The following is a 20364-nucleotide window of genomic DNA, read 5'->3' on the forward strand; positions in this document are numbered from 1 at the left end:
CCATGCTCGGGTCAGGACCGCGCCCGTGACCGCTTGCGGCGCAGGCCGTACACCAGCCAGACCGTGCCGAACAGCAGCCCGCCGCCGATGACGGCCAGGCCGGCGGTCCGGCTGCCGCCGTCCTGCATGCCCGCCGCCGCGTCCAGCAGCGGCGCCGCGACGGCGCTGGCCGACGGCGAAGGAGCCGCCGCCGCAGGCGGTACGGCAGGCGTGTCCGGCAACGGCTCGACCAGCCGCCCCACCGGGACCACCTTGCCGCTGGCGGCGAACCCCCAGTCGAGCAGGTCGGCCACCTCGTTCCAGAAGTAGCCCTCGTGCCGCATGATGGCCACGATGATCGTCTTGCCGTTGCGGGTGGCGGCGCCGACGAAGGTGCCCTGGGCCTTGGACGTCCAGCCGTTCTTGACGCCGACCATGCCCTTGTAGTTCCACAGCAGCTTGTTGTGGTTGGAGATCTCGTACCACTTCTTCGGCGCCGGGAAGCGGGAGACCTTGGTGCTGATGTAGCGGGCGAAGGCCGGGTTGCGCAGCCCGGCGCGGGCGATGAGCGCCAGGTCGTAGGCCGAGCTGCTCTGGCCGGGCTTGTCCAGCCCGCTGGGCGTCTTGGCGACGGTGTCGTTGGCCTGCAGGCGGTGTGCCACGGCGTTCATGTCCTGGAGCGTCTTGGCCAGCCCGCCGTTGACCTCGGCCAGCGCCATCGCGGCGTCGTTGCCGGAGGACATCATCAGCGCGCGGAACAGGTCGTCGACCTTGTAGAGCGGCTTGCTGACCAGGCCGACCGCGGATCCCTCCTGGTTGACCGCGGTGGCGCTGGGCTTGACCCGCAGGGCGGGGTCCAGCTTCGGGATCAGCGTGAGGGCGGTGAGCGCCTTCAACGTGCTGGCCGGCAGATAGCGGCCGTGCGCGTCCTTGGCGGCGAGCACGTCGCCGGAGCCGGCCTCGGCGATGACGTAGGAGGTGGCCTTCGTCTTCGGCGGCGCCTTGACGCCCTCCGGCCGGACCAGGCCCCTGCTCCCCAGCAGGTCGCCGCCGACCGGCGGGTTCTGCGCGTACGCCGGTACGGCGCACACGACACTTGTGGCCGCGGCGAGGAAGGCCGCGGTCGCCCCGATTCTCGTCCTCATAGCAGGCTCAGCGTAGCCTTCGCGAGTTTGACCATGTGCCGACACTTCCCCGTACGTCCACCGCCGATACTTGACGGATGTGGATGTCACGAAAGATCGCCGGATTCCTGATCGCCCTGGCGGCATTCATGATCTTCGAGTGGATCAGCCTTGGGTTTAACCTGGCCGACGGCCACGCGACCGGCTTCTACGTCGTGCACGGGATCCTGATCGGGGTGAACCTGGTGCTGGCGGTGGTGCTCGCGGTCATCGGCCTTCGGGGCGTCCGGTCCCGCAAAGGACCCGCCGGGTGAGGGCGTGCAGCTCGTCGGCCTCCTCCCTGGAGTCGCCGATGGAGGTGAAGCCCAGCTTGCCGTACTCGGGGATGGCGCCCATCAGGTGCAGCACGTTGCCGGTGCGCCGGACCGGGTCGAAGCCGAGCCCGGCGGCGTGCACGGCCTTGATGACCTCGGCGGGGGTCTGGCCGCCGCGGCAGCCGGTGTAGCAGTTGTCCGTGGCGGTGTAGTACTTCGGCTGGTCGCCGGCCATGAGCAGGCCGGTGCCGGCGTCGTAGCGGGCGCCGGTGGTGAGCAGCGTCGCGCCGAACGGGTGGGTCGTGCCGCCGATGCGCAGGTTGATCTCGCACAGCAGGGCCGCGTAGCCGGCGTCGGTCTTCATCGCGAAGAAGTCCATGCCGAACAGGCCCACCACGCCGCGCTCGGCGAGCACCCGGGAGATCTTGCGCGCCGAGCCGGCGACCTGCGCGCGGTACTCGGGGCGGGCCGGGAAGGTGCAGCCCTGGTAGACGTGGCCGTCGAGCACCTGGTCGTGCGTGGCCACGACGGTGTAGTCGCCGCCGGGCGTGATGCGCGCCAGCGCGCTGGGGTAGTAGAGCGGGCGGTGCTCGATGAACTCCTCGACGACGCCGCCGCGCTCGGCGAACTTGCCCATGAAGGAGTCCCAGGTCTCGCCCTCGGCGGAGAAGTCGATGGCCGACCAGTCGTCGCGGGGCAGGATGGCGTTGCCGAGGCCGGAGTAGCCGTCGTTGAGCTTGACGATCACACGCTCGCCGGGCAGGGAGTCCACCGCGTCCTGGATCTCGGCGACCGTGCGCAGGTCGCTGAACCCGCGGGCCATGGGCACCCCGGCCTGGCGGCCGATCTCGCGCGAGCCGCTCTTGGAGCCGTAGTAGGCCAGCTCGGTGGGCGGGCCGTACAGCGGCAGGCCCAGGTAGTCGGCCAGCCGGTCCTCCAGCTCGCTCATCACGAAGGGCACGAGCCAGGCGTCCTGGTCGAGCAGGCCGCGCACGCGCTCGATGACCTCGCGCCGGCGTAACACGGTGCGGGTGAGCGGCTGGGAGTCCGGCTCGTCCATGCTGATCATCGTCAGCCGGCGGCGGGCGTCCTCGGGGTCGGGCAGGAAGGACAGGTAGTAGTCCACGATCGCCGGATCGACGGGCCCGGATGAGAGATAGACCACTTTGACCCTGGGTTGCCGGAGCGTCAGCACGAGGAACAGCAACCGTTCCTCGTAGCACCTCGCTCCCGTGATCCGGCGGAGTTCGTCCTGTGGCAGGGAGAGCGAGGGCACGACCACCAGGGTCCCCTCGCTCGGCTCGAAGATGCTCAGATGTGCATGCTTCTCCCCGAACGGGATATTAGTGATCATACTGCGAGTGAAACACGCATTCTTCTCAGATGCATGCATCGTGGCGGATTGATCGTCAGGACCGGAGGTGACAGGAATCGCGTGCGACCAGACGTTTGAGAATGGGCACTATGGGTCATGATCTAATGATCCCTTGTGACTATTTCCGGCGTCACATACAGTGACGACCTGCGGTTACGGTCAGCCCCGAGGTCAACTTTTGGTGTAGTTGTCCACGGGAAGCCTTGGCGGAGCGATAAAGTCGAAGGCATCGCCATCGGGGCTCCACAGTCAGCCTGCTGACGATCTTCATGCACCGAAACCTGTGGGTGCGGCATTCAATTCTTCGGGAAGTTGTCCAGACCGGGCGGCTGACGCGGTTAGGCGTATTCAGACAGCAGGGACGGTGACACATGCAGGGACGTGAGCTGCGGGGCGAACTCGACGCGTTCCTTGCGGAGACGGAGCAGGGGCTCAGGGCGTTCCGCCGGGACCTGCACAGGCATCCGGAGCTGGCGTTCGCGGAGTACCGCACGACCCGGCTCATCGCCGAGCGGCTCACCGCCGCCGGGCTCCACCCCTCCGTACTCCCGCGTGGCACCGGCCTGACCTGCGAGGTGGGCAGCGGCGACGGCCCCACCATCGCGCTGCGCGCCGACATCGACGCGCTGCCGCTGCAGGACGAGAAGGAAGTGGCCTACCGCTCCACCGTCCCCGGCGCCTGCCACGCCTGCGGGCACGACGTGCACACCGCCATCCTGCTCGGCACCACGCTCTTCCTGGCCCAGCAGGCCGACGCCGGCCTGCTGCCCGGCCGGGTGCGGCTGATCTTCCAGCCCGCCGAGGAACTGCCCGGCGGCGCGCTGGAGGTCATGGCCCACGGCGGCATCAGCGGCGTCGACCGCATCTTCGGCCTGCACTGCGACCCGCGCGTCGACGTCGGCCACGTCGGGCTCAAGACCGGGCCGATCACCTCCGCCTGCGACAAGCTGGCCATCCGGGTGAGCGGACCCGGCGGGCACACCGCCCGTCCCCACCTGACCGCCGACCTGGTCTTCGCGCTCGCCAAGATCCTCACCGAGCTGCCCGCCGCGCTGTCGCGCCGCATCGACCCGCGCTCCTCGCTCTCCCTGGTGTGGGGGCGCGTCGAGGCCGGCTCGGCGGCCAACGCCATCCCCGACGGCGGGCTGGCCGAGGGCACCGTGCGCTGCCTCGACGAGAACGCCTGGCACGCGGCGCCCGACCTGATCAAGGGGCTGCTGGAGTCGGTCGCCGGCGCCTACGGCGTCGAGGCGACGATGGAGTACAGCCGCGGCGTGCCGCCGGTCGTCAACGACGAGGTGAGCGTGCAGATGTTCGCCGAGGCGGCGGCCCGCGCGCTGGGCGACGGCTCGGTCGTGCCCACCCAGCAGTCGCTCGGCGGCGAGGACTTCGCCTGGTACCTCGAGTCGATCCCCGGCGCCTTCGCCCGGCTCGGCACCCGCTCGCCGGAGACGGACGTCACCTACGACATCCACCAGGGCACCTTCGACGTGGACGAGCGTTGCATCGGCGTCGGGGTCCGCCTCATGGCGCACACCGCGCTCACCGCCCTGTGGGAGGGCAAGCGGGTCAGCGAGGTCTCCGAGGAGCACCCGCTGGCCGAGCTGTTCTAGCCATTGGGAAAGGGCCCGGCCGCCGATGGCGACCGGGCCCTTTCGCGTGCCGTACCAGCCGGTGAGCTCTGCCGTACCGGCGGGCGGGCTTCGCCGGGCTAGCGGATGCGGCCGAAGACGACCGGCAGGCGGATCGAGGAGTGGCCGGGACTGACCTCGACCACGGTCCCCGGCGGGTAACGCAGGGTGAAGTCGCGGTCGGTGGACAGCAGCACGAGCCCGATCCGGTGCCCCTGCTTGAAGACGTAGTCGTTGGGCTGCAGGTCCCAGGTGAAGGAGTAGGTACGGCCCGGCCGGATCGGGTCGGTGCGCGCGGCGCTGTGCCGGTTGCGCACGTCGAGCCAGCCGCGGGTGACGACCTTGAACGGCGTCTCGGCCAGCGCGTGGTTGCGCAGGACCAGGCAGCCGGAGTCGCCCGGCACGCTCTCGCCGTAGCACCAGGTCTCGCCGGCGGGCACCGAGGCGCCGGTGGGCCGCGCGTCGGTGCCGTAGTCGACCAGCAGCGCCGTCAGGTACGGCGAGGCGCCGTCCCGCAGCGAGGCCCGGACGGTGACCGTCGGCGTGCCGGAGATGCGCACGTCGGCGGGCAGAGCCGAGGTGACCCAGGCCAGGCGGTTGGGATCGGGTCCCGGCGCGGCGGCGGCGAGCTGCTCGGCGGTGCGCTCCTTCTGGTCGGTGAACGACTCGCGGGCCAGCGCCGGCTTGGGCAGCAGGCCCAGCTTGCCGCCGGAGCCGGGCCACAGGTGCACCGGCACCGCGCCGGGCAGCGGCCAGGTGCGGTGCTGGCCCCAGACGCCGGGCGCGGTCTCGACGTCGGCGGCCGGCTCGCGCAGGATGCCGCTGTCGAGCCCGTACAGGAAGTGGTCGAACCAGCCGTGCAACTGCCGGAACCACTCGCGGGCGCGCAGGCTCCACGGGTCGCGGTGGCCGCTCATGTGCAGCCAGATCTTCTTGGGCGTGCGCACCCGGTCGAACCACTGCGCGAACTGCTTGGTCTTGACGTTCCAGTCGTTGAGCCCGTGCACGACGAAGACGCTCGCCCGCACCTTGTGCACGTCGTTGAGGTAGTTGCGGGCGTCCCAGAAGGCGCTGTAGTCACCGGTGATCCGGTCCTGGGCCGCGGTGAGCGCGTCCATGACCGGGCGGCAGATCTCCTTGCCCTGCCTGGTCAGCACCGCCTTGGCCAGCACGTCGGCGTCCTCGCCCTGGTAGCCGCCGGGCGCGACGACGCCGCCGTTGGCGCGGTAGTAGTCGTACCAGGAGGAGATCGCGGCGATCGGCACGATGGTCTTGAGGCCCTCGACGCCGGTGGTGGCCACCGCGTTGGGCAGCGTGCCGTTGTAGGAGGTGCCGATCATGCCGACGTTCCCGGTGGACCAGGTGGCGCTGACCGGGTTGCCGGCCTCGTCGAAGCCCTTGGCCCGGCCGTTGAGCCAGTCGATCGCGGCCTTCGGCCCGGCGGTCTCGTTGACGTCGCCGGTGGTCGGGCAGCCGGTGGCCCGGCCGCTGCCGAGGTTCTCGACCAGGGCGACGGCGTAGCCGCGCGGCAGGAAATAGTTGTCGTAGTAGCCGTCGAAGACCAGCGGCTCCGGCCGCGCCTGCGAGCTGCGCAGGGTGGGCACCGGGTTGCCGTTCTCGTCCACGTCCACGACGTGGTTGGGGACGGTGAAGTCGATGCCGGCGTAGTAGGGGCTGGCCTCCATGATGGTGGGCACCTTGAGCCCCTGCTCGGTCTCCTTGGGGCGCAGGATGTCGACGGCGACCCGGTCCGGCCGGCCGTCGTGGTCACTGTCGGTGCCGGCGACCTCGACGTAGACGGTCTGCTTGACGGCGTCGGCCCGCGAGAAGACGGGCTGCGTGGCGTTGTTCTGGACGACGATCGCGGGTGGTTCGGCGGCCGCCGCGGGTACCGCGGGGATCAGGGCGCTCACCAGGAGTACGGCGAGCACCTTCGGGCTGCTGCGTCGCATGGGGGGTGCTCCTCAGACGAAGAGAGTTGACTGCACTCTCCGTCAAGATCGGCCGTCAGGCAAGACCGGGAGCCGGAGCGAGGTCTGTCCGAGATCAACGGTGACGCGGGTGCCCGGCGGGTAGCGCAGCGTGTACTCCGGGTCGGTGGAGAGCAGGACGAGGGCGATGCGGTGGCCCTTGGCGAACACGTGGTCCTGCGGCTGGAGCGCCCAGCGGACCGTCCCGGAACGGGCGTCGGTCCAGCCCCGCGAGACGATCTTCCATGGCGTGTTCGCCGTCTCCCACCGGAACAGGTACTGGCAGACCTCGGGCTCGAAGCAGCGCTCCTTGCCGGTGGGCTCGAGCTCGCCGGTGGGGCGTCGGCCCGGGCCCAGGTCGACGAGCAGCGCGGTCAGCGTGGGGGAGGGCCCGGCCCGCTCGGCGCCGGTGGTGACCTCGGGGGTGCCGGCCAGGTGCACCGGCTCGGTCAGCGGCGGGGTGAGCCAGGCCAGCCGGTTGGGGTCGCGCCGGGTCAGCCGGGTGACGAGCTGCTCGGCGGTGCGGGCCTTCTGGTCGGTGAAGCGGGCCCGGCCGGGCCTTGCCGGTCCGGAGGTCAGCGTGTCCCCGGAAGGACGGAAGGTGAGCGTCCGCACGCCGGCGGGCGGCCAGGCGCCGTGCGTGTCCCAGCGACCGGGCGCGGTCTCGACGTCCACCGGCGGCTCGGCGGTGATCCCGTTGTCCAGCCCGTACAGGAAGTGGTCGAACCAGGCGTGCAACTGGCGCACCCACTCGGCGGTCCTGAACGACATCGGGTCGTGGTGGGCGCCCTGGTGCAGCCACAGCTTCCGCGGCGTACGGACCGCCTGCCACCACGACACGGCCTGATCGGGGCGGACGTTCCAGTCGTTGAGCCCCTGGACGGCGAAGACGCTCGCGGTGACCTTCGCGGCGTCCTTGAGGTAGTCGCGCTCGGCCCAGAAGTCGTTGTAGTCGCCGGTGCGGCGGTCCTGGTCGCGGGTCATCCGCTCGATCAGCCGGGTGCAGGCGGCCGGCGGGTTCTTGCGGGTGAGGGTGAAGGCGGCCATGACGTCGGCGTCCTCGCCCTGGTAGCCGCCCGGGGCGGTGACCGCGCCGTTGGCGCGGTAGTAGGCGTACCAGCTCGAGATGCCGGCGATCGGGACGATGGTCTTCAGGCCCTCGACGCCGGTGGCGGCGACGGCGTTGGGGATGGTGCCGTCCCAGGAGACGCCGATCATGCCGGCGTCGCCGCTGGCCCAGGTGGCGCGGGCGGGGGAGCCGTCCTCGCGGAAGGCGCGGGCACGGCCGTTCAGCCAGTCGATGACGGCCTTCGCGCCGGCGACCTCGGGGCGGCCGCCGGTGGTCGGGCAGCCGGTGCTGCCTGCCGTACCGAGGGGGCGGACGTGCAGGACGGCGTAGCCGCGGGGGACGAAGTAGTCGTCGAGGTAGGTGTCGGGCTCGGACGCGGTGAGCGGGGACTGCAGCGGGGCGCGCAGGCCCTTGAGCGGGCGGCCGGTGCGGTCGACGTCCACGACGTGGTTGCGGACGCGGTTGCCGCCGCCGAGGTAGGGGCTGGCGGTGATGATCGCGGCGGCCTCGAGGTCGCCGGCCGGGCGGACCAGGGTGACCTCGACCCGGTCAGGGCGGCCGTCGGCGTCGCTGTCGACGCCCGGGACCTCGACGTGCACGCGCTCGTGGCGGGCGGCGGCCAGGGTGGTGACGGGCTGGGTGGCGCCGTCCTCGACGCGCAGACCGGACGGGACCTGCCCGGCGGGCCGGCTCGGCGCCGGGGCGGGAGTGCCCGGCGGCACCCCGGTCCCCCCGGCCGGCGGGACGGCTCCGGTGGTGCCGGAGAGGGTGCGGGCGGCGGGCGCGGTGGCGGCGCAGGCGGTGGAGAAGGCCAGGACCCCGACCAGGGCTAACCGGGCGAAACATCGCAAAGCAAGCTCCCCGAGGCAGGCCGAAATATCCAGAAATGCTAGTAGAGATCTTTGCTTTGTGGACGTTTTGCCTGACCGCGCTGTTGTGCTGACCGGAAGCCGGTCACTCATCTGGGGTAACGGCTTATCGAAGGAGACAGCGTGCGTCCCATCACCGGCCTTCTGGCTGTCGCGGCCGTCCTGGCCATGTCCGCGTGCGGCGGCACATCCGACACCCCGGGCTCATCAGGTTCCAGCCCGACCGCCTCCGGGGCCGCGTCCGGCGGCGGGAAGGCGGGCTCCTCCCTCAAGGTCGGCCTGGCCTACGACATCGGCGGCCGCGGTGACCAGTCGTTCAACGACCAGGCGGCGGCGGGGCTGGACAAGGCCAAGCAGGACTTCGGCCTGGCCGAGACCAAGGAGCTGGAGGCGGCCGGTGGCGAGACGGACGCGCAGAAGGAGGAGCGGCTGCGGCTGCTCGCCTCCGGCGGGTACAACCCGATCATCGCGGTCGGCTTCGCCTACTCGGGGCCGCTGACCAAGGTGGCCAAGGAGTTCCCGGACACCAAGTTCGCCATCGTGGACGACGCCAACGCCGCCGCGACGAACATCTCCAACCTGGTCTTCGCCGACGAGCAGGGCTCCTTCCTGGTCGGCGCCGCGGCGGCGCTGAAGACCAAGAAGAACAACGTCGGCTTCGTCGGCGGCGTGCAGGTGCCGCTGATCAAGAAGTTCGAGACCGGCTACGCGCAGGGCGTCAAGCACGTCAAGGCCGACGCCCAGGTGCAGACCAAGTACCTGACCCAGCCGCCGGACTTCAGCGGCTTCGCCGACCCGGCCAAGGGCAAGACCGCGGCAGAGGGCATGTTCGACGGCGGCGCGGATATCGTCTACCAGGCGGCCGGCGGCTCGGGCGCGGGCGTCTTCGAGGCGGCCAAGGCGGCCAACGGCTGGGCCATCGGCGTCGACTCCGACCAGGCGCTCACCGCCTCGGAGGGGGTGCGCGACCGCATCCTGACCTCGATGATCAAGAAGGTGGACGTCGCGGTCTACGACTTCATCGACTCCACGATCAAGGGCACGGTGAAGTCCGGGCCGGTCATGTACGACCTGGCCAAGAACGGCGTCGACTACGCGACGACCGGCGGGCACGTGGACGACATCAAGGCTCAGCTCGACGATCTGAAGAAGCAGATCATCGACGGCAAGATCAAGGTCGCGACCGGATGATCTTCGCAGGAAATCACAGACCGGACTGAGGTGCATAACGGACCTATTGCGGACCTGTGCCTGGGTATGGAGTACTCCAGGTGAACGAATATCTTCCCAGTGTGAGAGTTGCCGTGCGTTCCGCGCGTGCGACGTGAAGTGCGCACGGAGGGGGAGTTCCCACTTGATCCGCAAACTGGCCGTCACCGGCGTGACCGGTGCTCTGCTTTTGGCCGCCGCCGCGTGCGGCGGCGGTTCCGGCACCACCACCGAGGCCTCGCAGGCCCCGGGTGCCGCCTCCTCTGCCCCGGCTCCCGACAAGAAGGGCGCCAAGGTCGGCCTGGCCTACGACATCGGCGGCCGCGGTGACCAGTCGTTCAACGACGCCGCCGCCGCCGGCCTCGACAAGGCCAAGGGCGAGTTCGGTCTCGAGACGAAGGAGCTCGAGGCGGCCGGTGGCGAGACGGACGCGCAGAAGGAGGAGCGGCTCCGCCTGCTCGCCTCCGGCGGGTTCAACCCGATCATCGCGGTCGGCTTCGCCTACTCCGGCCCGGTCAAGAAGGTCGCCGGCGAGTTCCCCGACGTCAAGTTCGCCATCGTGGACGACGCCGCCGAGGGCGCCAACATCTCCAACCTCCTCTTCGCCGAGGAGCAGGGCTCGTTCCTGGTCGGCGCCGCTGCCGCGCTCAAGTCGAAGACCGGCAACGTCGGCTTCGTCGGCGGCGTGGACGTTCCGCTGATCAAGAAGTTCCAGGCGGGCTTCGAGGCGGGCGCCAAGGCCGTCAAGGCCGACATCAAGATCCAGACCAAGTACCTCACCCAGCCGCCGGACTTCAGCGGCTTCGCCGACCCGGCCAAGGGCAAGACGGCGGCCGAGGGCATGTTCGACGGTGGCGCCGACATCGTCTACCAGGCCGCGGGCGGTTCCGGCGGCGGCGTGTTCGAGGCCGCCAAGGCCGCGGGCAAGTTCGCCATCGGCGTCGACTCCGACCAGGCCCTGACCGCCGACGCCGCGGTCAAGGACGTCATCATCACCTCGATGCTCAAGAAGGTCGACGTCGCGGTCTACGACTTCCTGAAGTCGTTCAACGGCGGCACGGTCAAGGCCGGCCCGACCGTCTACGACCTCAAGGCGGGCGGTGTCGACTACTCCGTCACCGGCGGCAAGATCGATGACATCAAGTCCAAGCTGGACGAGTACAAGCAGCAGATCATCGACGGGAAGATCACCGTTCCCAACGGTTCCTGATCCGTCCTGATCGCCAAGGGCCCGGTGTCCGACACACCGGGCCTTTTGGGTTACTGTCTGTAGTCAGAAAGCCGGGGCCATCCAGTGGGGGAGGCCGACATCAGCACCCAGCCAGCAGTCGAGCTCGTCGGGATCACCAAGAGGTTCCCCGGCGTGGTCGCCAACCGCGACATCCACCTCAGCGTGGAAAAAGGCGAGATCCACGCCATCGTCGGGGAGAACGGAGCGGGCAAGTCCACGCTCATGAAGATCCTTTACGGCATGCAACGGCCGGACGAGGGCACCATCAGCGTCAACGGCGAGAAGGTCGCCTTCCACTCGCCCGCCGACGCGATCAACGTCGGCATCGGCATGGTCCACCAGCACTTCATGCTGGCCGACAACCTGACCGTGCTGGAGAACGTGATCCTCGGCAGTGAGCCGCGCAAGGGCGGGGTCGGCATCGACTTCGCGGCGGCCCGCCGGAAGATCAAGGAGATCTCCGACGCCTACGGTCTGGGCATCGACCCCGACGTCCTGGTCGAGGAGATCGGCGTCGGCACCCGGCAGCGTGTGGAGATCCTCAAGGTCCTCTACCGCGGCGCCAAGATCCTCATTCTCGACGAGCCCACCGCGGTCCTCGTGCCGCACGAGGTGGACGAGCTGTTCGAGAACCTCAAGGAGCTGGTGCGCGAGGGCCTCACCATCATCTTCATCTCCCACCACCTCGACGAGGTGCTCAAGGTCGCCGACTCGATCACGGTCATCCGCCGGGGCACCACCGTCGCCAGCGTCAACCCGCGCGACGTCACGGCCCGCCAGCTCGCCGAGCTCATGGTCGGCAGCGAGCTGCCCAGCCCCGAGACGCGCGAGTCGACCGTCACCGACACGGTCGCCCTGTCGGCGCGCAACCTCACGGTACGCGCCGCCGACGGCCGCATCCTGGTCGACGACGTCACCTTCGAGGTGCGCAAGGGCGAGGTGCTCGGCATCGCCGGCGTCGAGGGCAACGGCCAGGCCGAACTGGTCGAGGCGATCATGGGCATGCGGGCCGCCACCGGCGCCATCACGCTGGACGGCACCGACGTCTCCGCCTGGTCCACGCTCAAGCGCCGCGAGGCGGGCATCGGCTTCATCCCCGAGGACCGCCACCGGCACGGCCTGCTCCTCGAATCGGCGCTCTGGGAGAACCGCATCCTCGGCCACCAGACCCAGAAGCCCAACGTCAAGGGCCCCTGGATCGACCGGGCCGGAGCGCGCCGCGACACCGAGCGCATCGTCGCGCAGTACGACGTCCGCACGCCCGGCATCGACGTCAAGGCGGCCGCTCTGTCCGGCGGCAACCAGCAGAAGCTGATCGTCGGCCGCGAGATGAGCGGCAAGCCGGTGTTCCTCATCGCCTCCCACCCCACCCGCGGCGTCGACGTCGGCGCGCAGGCGGCGATCTGGGACCACCTGCGCGAGGCGCGGGCGGCCGGCCTGGCCGTCCTGCTGATCTCCGCCGACCTCGACGAGCTGATCGGCCTGTCCGACACGCTCAAGGTGATCCTGCGAGGCCGCCTGGTGGCCGACGTGGACCCGGCGACCGTTACCCCCGAGGAGCTGGGCTCGGCCATGACTGGAGCGGGAGAGGCGGCATGAGCGAGAAGACCTCGCCCGTGGTCAAGGACACCTTCGTCAACCGGCTGCTCGGCCGCGTCACGCTGTCCGGCTGGCTGGCGCTGGCCGCGCCGCTGCTGGCCATCGTCTTCGCCGCGCTGGTCACCGGGATCGTCCTGGCCGTCACCGGCAACCCGCCGCTGGAGACGCTCGAGCTCATGGTCGAGTACGGCACGCAGCCGCGCACGATGGTGCTCACGCTGAACAGCGCGACCCTGTACTACATCTCGGCCCTGGCGGTGGCGCTGGGCTTCCGGATGAACCTCTTCAACATCGGCGTGGACGGCCAGTACCGGGTGGCCGCGATCATCGCCGCGGCGGTCGGCGGCGCGGGCCTGCCGCTCCCCGGCTGGCTGCAGGCCCTGGTGATCCTGGCCGCGGCCATGGCGACCGGCGCGCTCTGGGCGGCCATCGCCGGCCTGCTCAAGGCCTACCGCGGCGTCAGCGAGGTCGTCTCGACGATCATGCTGAACTACATCGCCACCTCGCTCGTCGCCTACCTCCTGGTCAACGTCTTCGGCGTGGCCGTGGCCGGCAGCAACAACATCGGCACCAAGCCGATCCCCGAGGAGTCCCGCATCCCCGGCCTGGCGCTGATCCCCGGCACCGAGTCGAAGGTCTTCGGCCTGATCATCCTGGCCGCGCTGCTCGGCATCGCCTTCCACGTCCTGCTCAACCGCACGCGCTTCGGCTTCGACCTGCGGACCACCGGCCTCAACCAGGAGGCCGCGGTCGCCGGCGGCGTCAACGTCAAGCGCATGGTGGTCATCGCGATGGTCATCTCCGGCGGCATCGCCGGCCTGGCGGGCATGCCGCAGCTGATGGGCTCCTCCTACTCCTACAGCCTCGACTTCCCGGCCGGCCTGGGCTTCACCGGCATCGCCATCGCGCTGCTGGGCCGCAACAACCCGGTCGGCATCGCCTTCGCGGCCATCCTGTGGGGCTTCCTGTACAACTCCGCGCAGATCCTCGACCTGCACGACGTGCCCACCGAGATCGTCGAGATCATGCAGGGCATCACCGTGCTGTCCGTGGTGATCGCCTACGAGCTGGTGCACCGCTACCGCATCGCGGCGGAGCAGCGGAAGGTCAGTAAAGAGCTGGCTGCGGCTCCCGCGCCGGAAGGGGCATCGAAGTGAGCGTCACCTCCCAGGCTCTCGCCGCGGTCAAGAAGCCGCGCAAGTTCCGGCTGACCTGGCCGATCGTGCTGGGCGGCGTGGTCGCGCTGATCCTGCTGCTGTCGATCACCCGCGTGGTCAGCGGGGCCAACGACATCACCTCCGGCGGCACCATGGCCGCCATGCTGGCGGCGGCGGTGCCGATCGGGCTCGCCGGTCTGGGCGGCCTGTGGTCCGAGCGTTCCGGCGTGGTCAACATCGGCCTCGAGGGCATGATGATCCTCGGCACCTGGTTCGGCGCGTGGGGCGCGGTCACGTGGGGCCCGTGGATGGGCATCCTGCTGGGCGCGATCGGCGGCGCGATCGGCGCGGTGCTGCACGCCGTCGCCACCGTGACCTTCGGCGTCGACCACGTGGTCTCCGGCGTGGCGATCAACATCCTCGGCTTCGGCGCGGCCAAGTACCTCGCCGCGGCGGTCTTCGCCGACCTGCCCGGCGGTGGCGACACCCAGTCGCCACGGTTGCCCAGCCCGGGCACCTTCAGCATCCCGGGGATCGGCGAACCGCTGCGCTCGCTGGAGCAGACGCACATCTTCTTCCTGTCCGACCTGGCCGGGGTGCTGCGCGGGCTGACCCAGAACGTGTCGTGGTTCACCCTGCTGGCCGTGCTGATGGTGCCGCTGACCTGGTGGGTGCTGTGGCGCACCGCCTTCGGCCTGCGGCTGCGCTCGTGCGGCGAGAGCCCTACGGCGGCCGAGTCGCTCGGCGTGAACGTCTACTACTACAAGTACGTCGCCGTGATCGTCTCGGGCGTCATGGCCGGTCTGGGCGGCGCGTTCCTGTCGCTGGTCGCCGCGGGCATCTACCGCGAGGGCCAGACGGGCGGGCGCGGCTACATCGGTCTGGCCACGCTGATCTTCGGCAACTACCGGCCCGGCGGGCTGGCCGGCGGCGCGCTGCTGTTCGGCTACACCGACTCGCTGCAGTTGCGGCAGGGCGGCACCTCGGTGCACGCGCTGCTGTTCACGCTGTCGCTGCTGGTCGTGGGCGCGGCGGTCTACCTGCTGGTCAAGCGGCACCGCAACGTGCCGGCGCTGATCACCGCGGTGGCGGGCGTGCTGGTGTTCTGGCTCTACCAGGTCACCGACAGCGTGCCGGAGCAGTTCACCACGGCGACGCCGTACATCGTCACGCTGCTGGTCCTGGCGCTGGCCTCCCAGCGGCTCCGGCCGCCGGCGGCCGACGGCCTGCCGTACCGGCGCGGGCAGGGGCACTGATGAGCGAGCGGAACGACCCCCGGATCGACTGGGAGGCCCTGCGCGAGGCCGCGCGGGCGGCGATGGCGCTCGCCTACGCCCCCTACTCCGAGTTCCCGGTGGGGGCGGCGGCGCTGGTCGACGACGGGCGCATCGTCAGCGGCTGCAACGTGGAGAACGCCTCCTACGGGCTCGGCCTGTGCGCGGAGTGCTCGATGGTCTCTGCGCTGCGCATGTCGGGCGGCGGCCGGCTGGTGGCCTTCACCTGCTGCGACGGGGCGGGCAACCTGCTCATGCCGTGCGGGCGCTGCCGCCAGTTGTTGTTCGAGTTCGGGGGGCCCGAGTTGATCGTGGAGACCCCCGCCGGGCCGAAGCGGATGGCGGAGGTCCTGCCGTACGCCTTCGGGCCCGACGATCTTTCCCGGGGGATTTGATGGACGTCATCGAGGTCATCCGCCGCAAGCGGGACCGCGGCGAGCTGTCGCCGGAGCAGATCTCGTGGGTGATCGACGCCTACACCCAGGGCGTGGTCGCCGACGAGCAGATGGCGGCGCTGGCCATGGCCATCCTGCTCAACGGCATGGACCGGCGGGAGATCGCCGACTGGACGCAGGCCATGATCGCCTCGGGCGAGCGGATGGACTGGTCGATGCTCGACCGGCCGACCGCGGACAAGCACTCGACCGGCGGCGTGGGCGACAAGATCACCCTGCCGCTGGCGCCCCTGGTGGCGGCCTGCGGCGCGTACGTGCCGCAGTTGTCGGGCCGCGGGCTCGGGCACACCGGCGGCACGCTCGACAAGCTGGAGTCGATCCCCGGCTGGCGGGCCTCGCTGTCCAACGAGGAGATGCTCGCCGTGCTGCGCTCGGCCGGCGCGGTCATCTGCGCGGCCGGCTCCGGCCTGGCCCCGGCCGACAAGAAGCTCTACGCGCTGCGTGACGTCACCGGCACCGTCGAGTCCATCCCGCTCATCGCCTCGTCGATCATGTCGAAGAAGATCGCCGAAGGCACGGGCGCGCTGGTCCTCGACGTCAAGGTGGGCAGCGGTGCGTTCATGAAGGACGTCGACAACGCCCGCGAGCTGGCCACCACCATGGTCTCGCTGGGCAAGGACGCGGGCGTGCGCACGGTCGCGCTGCTGACCGCGATGGACCGGCCGCTCGGCCTGGCGGTCGGCAACGCGCTGGAGGTCGAGGAGTCGGTGGAGGTGCTCGCCGGCGGCGGACCCGCCGACGTCGTCGAGCTCACCGTCCGGCTGGCCAGGGAGATGCTGGAGACCGCCGGGGTCTCCGGCAAGGACCCGGCCGAGGCGCTCAAGGACGGCTCGGCCATGGACGCCTGGCGCCGGATGATCAGCGCGCAGGGCGGCGACCCCGACGCGCTGCTGCCGCGGGCCGCCGAGACGCTGACCGTCGAGGCCCCGGCCTCCGGCGTGCTGACCCGGCTGGACGCCTACGCCGTGGGCCTGGCCGCCTGGCGGCTCGGCGCGGGCCGGGCGCGCAAGGAGGACCCGGTGTCCTTCGGCGCCGGCGTCATGCTCCACGCCAAGCCGGGCGACATCGTGCGGGCGGGCCAGCCGCTGCTGACCCTGCACGCCGACGAGACCGACCGCTTCGCCCGCGCTCTGGAGGCGCTGGAGGGCGGCTACGAGGTCGGTTCCCACTCGGTCGAGCAGCTCCCGCTGGTGATCGACCGCATCGCCTGACCGTCGCGGGCGGCGCCCGGGGCCCTTGCTGCCGGGTGCCGCCTTTGGCAGGGTTCGAGCATGGCCGAGCCGCTCACCCTGTCCGGGCGCCGCGTGCACGAGGTGCTGGAACGTCAGACGCGGGCGCTGGCCAGGCGGCTGGTGACGGCGTTCGCCGAGCAGATCCCCATCTACCGGCGGCTGCCGCGCGAGGAGCTCGACGGCGAGATCCTCGGCATCGTCGAGCACAACCTGCGGGTGATCGGCCGCATGTTCCGCGACCGCCGCCCGCCCACGCGCGCCGAGCTGGCCCCGCTGCGCACCTCCGCGGCCCGCCGGGCGCAGGAGGGCGTGCCGCTGGAGGCGCTGCTGGCCGCCTACCACCTGGGCGCCAGGACCATCTGGGAGCACCTGTTCGCCGAGGCCGAGCCGGACGACTTCGCGGACGTGCTGGCCGCCAACCGGCTGGTGCTGGTCTACGTCGAGGCGGTCACCGCCGCCGTCTGCACCGCCTACGTGCAGGAGCGCGAGGGCATGCTCAGCCAGGAGCAGCACGCGATGCACGCCACCGTCTCGGCGATGCTGGCCGGCGACCAGGAGGCGCTGGCCGGGGTACGGCTGGCGCCGCGTTACCTGGTGCTGGCGCTGGCCATCGGCCCGCACCCGGACGAGCGCTCCTCCGAGCCGGGCGCGGCGGTCGCGGGCCGGCGCAAGCTCCACCGCGTACGGCACGCCCTCCAGCGCCACGCCGCCGAGCAGGTGCTGTCGGTCCTCGACGGCACCGGCGGCCACGTGCTCGTCCCGCTCCCGGCGGCCCACGAGGGGGAGGAGGCCGGGCCGGTCCCCGGGGAGATCGTCGCGGCGGCGGCCAAGGCGGCCGGAGCGCCGGTGTGGGCGGCGGCCGAGGTGGTCGCGGCGGCGGAGGTCGCCGGGGCGGCGCACCTGACCGGCGAGGTGCTGGAGGTGGTCCGGCTCTTCCACCTGCCGCCCGGCGCGTACCGGCTGGCGGACGTGTTGCTGGAGTACCAGCTCACCCGGCCGAGCGAGGCGACCGAGGCGCTGGCGGGGCTGCTGGACCCGCTGCTCGACTACCCAGACCTGCTGCGCACGCTGAAGGTCTACCTGGACAGCGGGCTCGATCGGCGGCGCACGGCCGAGCTGCTGCACGTGCACCCGAACACCGTGGACTACCGGCTGCGCCGGGCGGTGGTGCTGACCGGGCTGGACCCGGTCGATCCGGGGCACCTGCAGCGGATCGGCGCGGCGCTGGCGGCCCGGCGCCTGGCCGGGCCGCCTGCCGTACCGAAGATCAATGGGCACCCGAGACGGCGGCTGTGACGGCGGTGGCGAAGCCGCGCATGCCGTTGGCGTTGGGGTGGAACGGGGTGGCCGGGTTGGCGGGGATGTAGGGCTCGATCCAGCGGGTGTTCGGGCCGGTGCACGGGTCGTGGCCGACGCTGGGGGCCTGGAGGTCGATGAAGCCGACGCCGGCCGCGGCGGCCTGCTCGGCGAGCATCTGGTTGAAGTAGATGAGGGTGGCGCGGATGTAGTTGGCGTCGCGGCGCAGGATCGGCACGGTCGGGTAGCAGCCGTTCTCGCGGGCGTAGGTGGCGTAGCCGACGACGAAGATCCTGGCCTGCGGGGCGCGGGCGCGGATGTCGGCGGCGAGCTGCACCAGCACCGGGCGGAGCGCGTCGGTCTTGACCCGCCACTCGTCCTGGCCGCCGGACTGGTAGTCGTCGTAGCAGTAGTCGCCGACCGGCGGCGGCAGCAGGTTGAGGCAGTCCTCGATGAAGCCGGTCAGCCCCACGTCGTTGGCGCCGATCTGCACGGTGACCAGGGTGGTGTCGGCGCTGACCGCGTCGAGCTGGGCGGGCACCGCGCCGAGGTCGGTGTTCTGCGGCTGGTACATGTCCTCGGTCTCGGCGCCGGAGCAGGTGACGTCGCGGAGGACGGCGGCGCCGATGGCCCGGGCGGTGAGGTGGGCGTAGTTGCGGTCGGAGCGGAAGCAGCCGAGCTGGGGCAGGATCTGGTTGGGGATGAGCGGGCCGGAGGCGGCCGAGTCGCCGAGCGCGACGTAGACCTCTCCGGCGGTGGCGGCTCTGGCGGGCAGGGCCAGGGTCGCCAGCACCAGCACGGCGGCGAGCAGCGTACGGAACACGCGGGTGCTCCTTTCGGGGGGTGGGGGGTGACTCCGTGCGGCTAGTGGCGGAAGGGGCCGGTGACCTCGTAGGTGATGCCGCCGGTGCCGGCGCGCTCGCCGCTGGTCCCGCGCTGGGAGGAGAAGTACAGGCGGGTGCCGTCGGGGGAGAAGGCGGGGCCGGTGATCTCGGACTGGCTCTGGCCGTCGAGGCGTAAGACGGGGGCGACGACGCCGTCCGGCGTGATGATGTTGATCTCCATGTTGCCGCCGTCCTCGGCGACGTACAGGTCGCCGGAGGCGACGCCGGTGATGTTGTCCACGCCGTCGAGGCTGCCGCCGCCGTCGTAGACGTGGGAGAGCGTCATGCGGGTGGCGTCGAAGGCCCAGACCTTGCGGTCGCCCTTGGCGGTGAAGTAGCAGACGCCGCCGGAGTAGTGGCAGCCCTCGCCGCCGTCGAAGTGGCGCGCGGCGCTCACCTGGTGGCGCGTCTGCGTCTGGAAGACGCCGGGGGTGGCGTCGGGGACCGGCCGCCACTCCACGCCGCCGGAGGCGGTCGAGCAGAGCACGTCCAGGCGGCCGCTGGACAGGTCGCCCCAGACGGCCGGGACGAAGCGGTAGAAGCAGCCGTCGCTCTCGTCCTCGGTGAGGTAGACGACGCGGCGGTCGGGGTCGCAGGCGGCCGCCTCATGCTTGAACTTGCCCATGGCCGGGCGCTGCTGCGGGCCGCGGTTGCCGTACGGGTCGGTCTCGTAGACCTTGCCGCGGAAGATCTCCTCGCACGACAGCCAGGTGTTCCAGGGGGTGCGCCCGCCGGCGCAGTTGAGGTTGGTGCCGGACAGGATGCGGTAGGCGCGCTCGATCGAGCCGTCGGCCCTGAACTTGATCGCCGAGGCGCCGCCGGCCAGCGGGATCTCGGAGTTGGAGACGTAGATCCAGCCGCTGCCGTCGGCGAAGCAGGCGCCGCCGTCGGGCGCGGGGTGCCAGAGGGTGCCGCCGACGAGCTGGCCGGAGCGGGCGACGACGCGGCTGGAGAAGCCGGCCGGCAGGGCGACGCCGTTGCCGTCCGGCGCGCCCAGCGGTCCGTAGGGGCTGGCTCCCGCCCTGGTCGAGGCGAGGGCGGCCTCCTGCCACACGGCTCCGGAGAAGGCCACCGCCCCCAGTCCGGCGAGGAAGGTACGGCGCTGCACAGGGACTCCCTTGGTCGAGGTCGGGTGCAGCCTCACGATGAGCCATGGGGGTCCGGCTGTGAACTGGACCGGACGGTAAAGCTATCGGTCAAGCTTTGTGAGTCATCACAAAGGGGACCGTGGGGCCTGGGAGCGGTCAGACCGACTCGGACTCGAAGATCTCGGCGAGCACGGAGCGGTAGGTGGGCAGCGCCTCGGCGTAGCGGGCGCGGCCGGCCGGGGTGGCGCAGACGGAGACGCCGCGGCGGTCCTGGGGGCAGACGTCGCGGCTGACGAGGTCGGCCCGTTCGAGCCGGGCCACGACGCGCGACAGGGCGCTCTGGCTGAGGTGCACCTCGTGGCAGAGTTCTTGCACGCGGTAGGACTTGTCGTTCGAGACGATCCGGTCGAGGACCTCGAACTCGCTGGGGCCCAGATCGTGCTTGGCGCCCAGCTCGCGTTCGAGCGCGCACATGGTCTTGGCGTGCTTGGCGAGCACGTCGCGCCAGGCCTCAACCTCGTTCATGACGCGGAGGTTACCACGAGACCAATTCCCATGCAACGGAATTTAATGCTGTTGCATTAGATGCGAGTGCATGTAATCTTCTG

At 71.0% G+C, this 20364-nt stretch carries 17 protein-coding genes; 10 read left to right on the plus strand and 7 right to left on the minus strand.

Annotated features, from left to right (window positions below; translation table 11 throughout):
- Positions 1–11 precede the first annotated feature (11 nt).
- Entirely contained in the window at positions 12–1124 is a 1113-nt protein-coding gene (locus AB0I67_RS02310; protein ID WP_357916254.1) for a D-alanyl-D-alanine carboxypeptidase, read from the minus strand.
- A gap of 83 nt (positions 1125–1207) precedes the next feature.
- Between AB0I67_RS02310 and AB0I67_RS02315 the strand changes: the two genes are divergently transcribed.
- Positions 1208–1417: a hypothetical protein gene (locus tag AB0I67_RS02315; RefSeq protein WP_357916257.1), complete on the plus strand. Its 210-nt coding sequence runs from the start codon at positions 1208–1210 to the stop codon at positions 1415–1417.
- Here AB0I67_RS02315 and AB0I67_RS02320 read toward each other — a convergent pair.
- Complete coding sequence (locus AB0I67_RS02320; protein WP_357916260.1) at positions 1371–2771, minus strand: peptide ligase PGM1-related protein; 1401 nt, start codon at positions 2769–2771, stop codon at positions 1371–1373. The genes AB0I67_RS02315 and AB0I67_RS02320 overlap by 47 nt on opposite strands.
- A 392-nt stretch (positions 2772–3163) precedes the next feature.
- Here AB0I67_RS02320 and AB0I67_RS02325 point away from each other — a divergent pair, with 392 nt between their 5' ends.
- Positions 3164–4405 carry an amidohydrolase gene (locus AB0I67_RS02325; protein ID WP_357916263.1) on the plus strand — a complete coding sequence of 414 codons (1242 nt, stop codon included), beginning with the start codon at positions 3164–3166 and terminating at the stop codon, positions 4403–4405.
- A gap of 98 nt (positions 4406–4503) precedes the next feature.
- On the opposite strand, the gene AB0I67_RS02330 is transcribed toward AB0I67_RS02325, so the two are convergent.
- Together AB0I67_RS02330 and AB0I67_RS02335 are read right to left on the minus strand one after the other, a co-directional pair.
- Positions 4504–6375: a Xaa-Pro dipeptidyl-peptidase gene (locus AB0I67_RS02330; RefSeq protein WP_357916266.1), complete on the minus strand. Its 1872-nt coding sequence runs from the start codon at positions 6373–6375 to the stop codon at positions 4504–4506.
- 42 nt (positions 6376–6417) lie between these two features.
- Positions 6418–8313: a Xaa-Pro dipeptidyl-peptidase gene (locus AB0I67_RS02335; protein ID WP_357916268.1), complete on the minus strand. Its 1896-nt coding sequence runs from the start codon at positions 8311–8313 to the stop codon at positions 6418–6420.
- A gap of 141 nt (positions 8314–8454) precedes the next feature.
- Between AB0I67_RS02335 and AB0I67_RS02340 the strand changes: the two genes are divergently transcribed.
- From AB0I67_RS02340 to AB0I67_RS02375, 8 genes are all read left to right on the plus strand, one after another.
- Entirely contained in the window at positions 8455–9522 is a 1068-nt protein-coding gene (locus AB0I67_RS02340) for a BMP family ABC transporter substrate-binding protein (protein ID WP_357916271.1), read from the plus strand.
- A 163-nt stretch (positions 9523–9685) separates the two neighbouring features.
- Positions 9686–10750: a BMP family ABC transporter substrate-binding protein gene (locus AB0I67_RS02345; RefSeq protein WP_357916274.1), complete on the plus strand. Its 1065-nt coding sequence runs from the start codon at positions 9686–9688 to the stop codon at positions 10748–10750.
- A gap of 84 nt (positions 10751–10834) precedes the next feature.
- Entirely contained in the window at positions 10835–12370 is a 1536-nt protein-coding gene (locus tag AB0I67_RS02350; protein WP_357916277.1) for an ABC transporter ATP-binding protein, read from the plus strand.
- Positions 12367–13527 carry an ABC transporter permease gene (locus AB0I67_RS02355; protein ID WP_357916280.1) on the plus strand — a complete coding sequence of 387 codons (1161 nt, stop codon included), beginning with the start codon at positions 12367–12369 and terminating at the stop codon, positions 13525–13527. Before AB0I67_RS02350 ends, AB0I67_RS02355 begins: the two co-directional genes overlap by 4 nt.
- A complete protein-coding gene (locus AB0I67_RS02360; protein ID WP_357916283.1) occupies positions 13524–14783 on the plus strand; it encodes an ABC transporter permease in 1260 nt (419 codons plus the stop codon). Before AB0I67_RS02355 ends, AB0I67_RS02360 begins: the two co-directional genes overlap by 4 nt.
- The gene (locus tag AB0I67_RS02365) at positions 14783–15196 is read left to right on the plus strand and encodes a cytidine deaminase (protein ID WP_357916286.1); all 414 of its coding nucleotides are present in this window, start codon (positions 14783–14785) and stop codon (positions 15194–15196) included. Before AB0I67_RS02360 ends, AB0I67_RS02365 begins: the two co-directional genes overlap by 1 nt.
- Entirely contained in the window at positions 15196–16467 is a 1272-nt protein-coding gene (locus tag AB0I67_RS02370) for a thymidine phosphorylase (protein ID WP_357916289.1), read from the plus strand. The genes AB0I67_RS02365 and AB0I67_RS02370 overlap by 1 nt, the downstream gene beginning before the upstream one ends.
- A 60-nt stretch (positions 16468–16527) precedes the next feature.
- Positions 16528–17784 (plus strand): helix-turn-helix domain-containing protein, encoded by a 1257-nt coding sequence (locus AB0I67_RS02375; protein WP_357916292.1) that lies wholly within the window; start codon positions 16528–16530, stop codon positions 17782–17784.
- Here AB0I67_RS02375 and AB0I67_RS02380 read toward each other — a convergent pair.
- The 3 genes from AB0I67_RS02380 to AB0I67_RS02390 all read right to left on the minus strand — a co-directional run bounded on the left by AB0I67_RS02380 (position 17756) and on the right by AB0I67_RS02390 (position 20281).
- Positions 17756–18607, minus strand: a complete 852-nt coding sequence (locus AB0I67_RS02380) for an SGNH/GDSL hydrolase family protein (RefSeq protein ID WP_357916295.1) — start codon at positions 18605–18607, stop codon at positions 17756–17758. The genes AB0I67_RS02375 and AB0I67_RS02380 overlap by 29 nt on opposite strands.
- A 41-nt stretch (positions 18608–18648) precedes the next feature.
- Positions 18649–19776 (minus strand): alkaline phosphatase PhoX, encoded by a 1128-nt coding sequence (locus AB0I67_RS02385; protein WP_357916298.1) that lies wholly within the window; start codon positions 19774–19776, stop codon positions 18649–18651.
- A 136-nt stretch (positions 19777–19912) separates the two neighbouring features.
- Positions 19913–20281, minus strand: a complete 369-nt coding sequence (locus AB0I67_RS02390) for a MarR family transcriptional regulator (protein ID WP_357916300.1) — start codon at positions 20279–20281, stop codon at positions 19913–19915.
- Positions 20282–20364 lie beyond the last annotated feature (83 nt).

Origin of the sequence: Nonomuraea sp. NPDC050310 (assembly GCF_040655795.1) — a bacterium.
Classification (GTDB): Bacteria; Actinomycetota; Actinomycetes; order Streptosporangiales; family Streptosporangiaceae; genus Nonomuraea.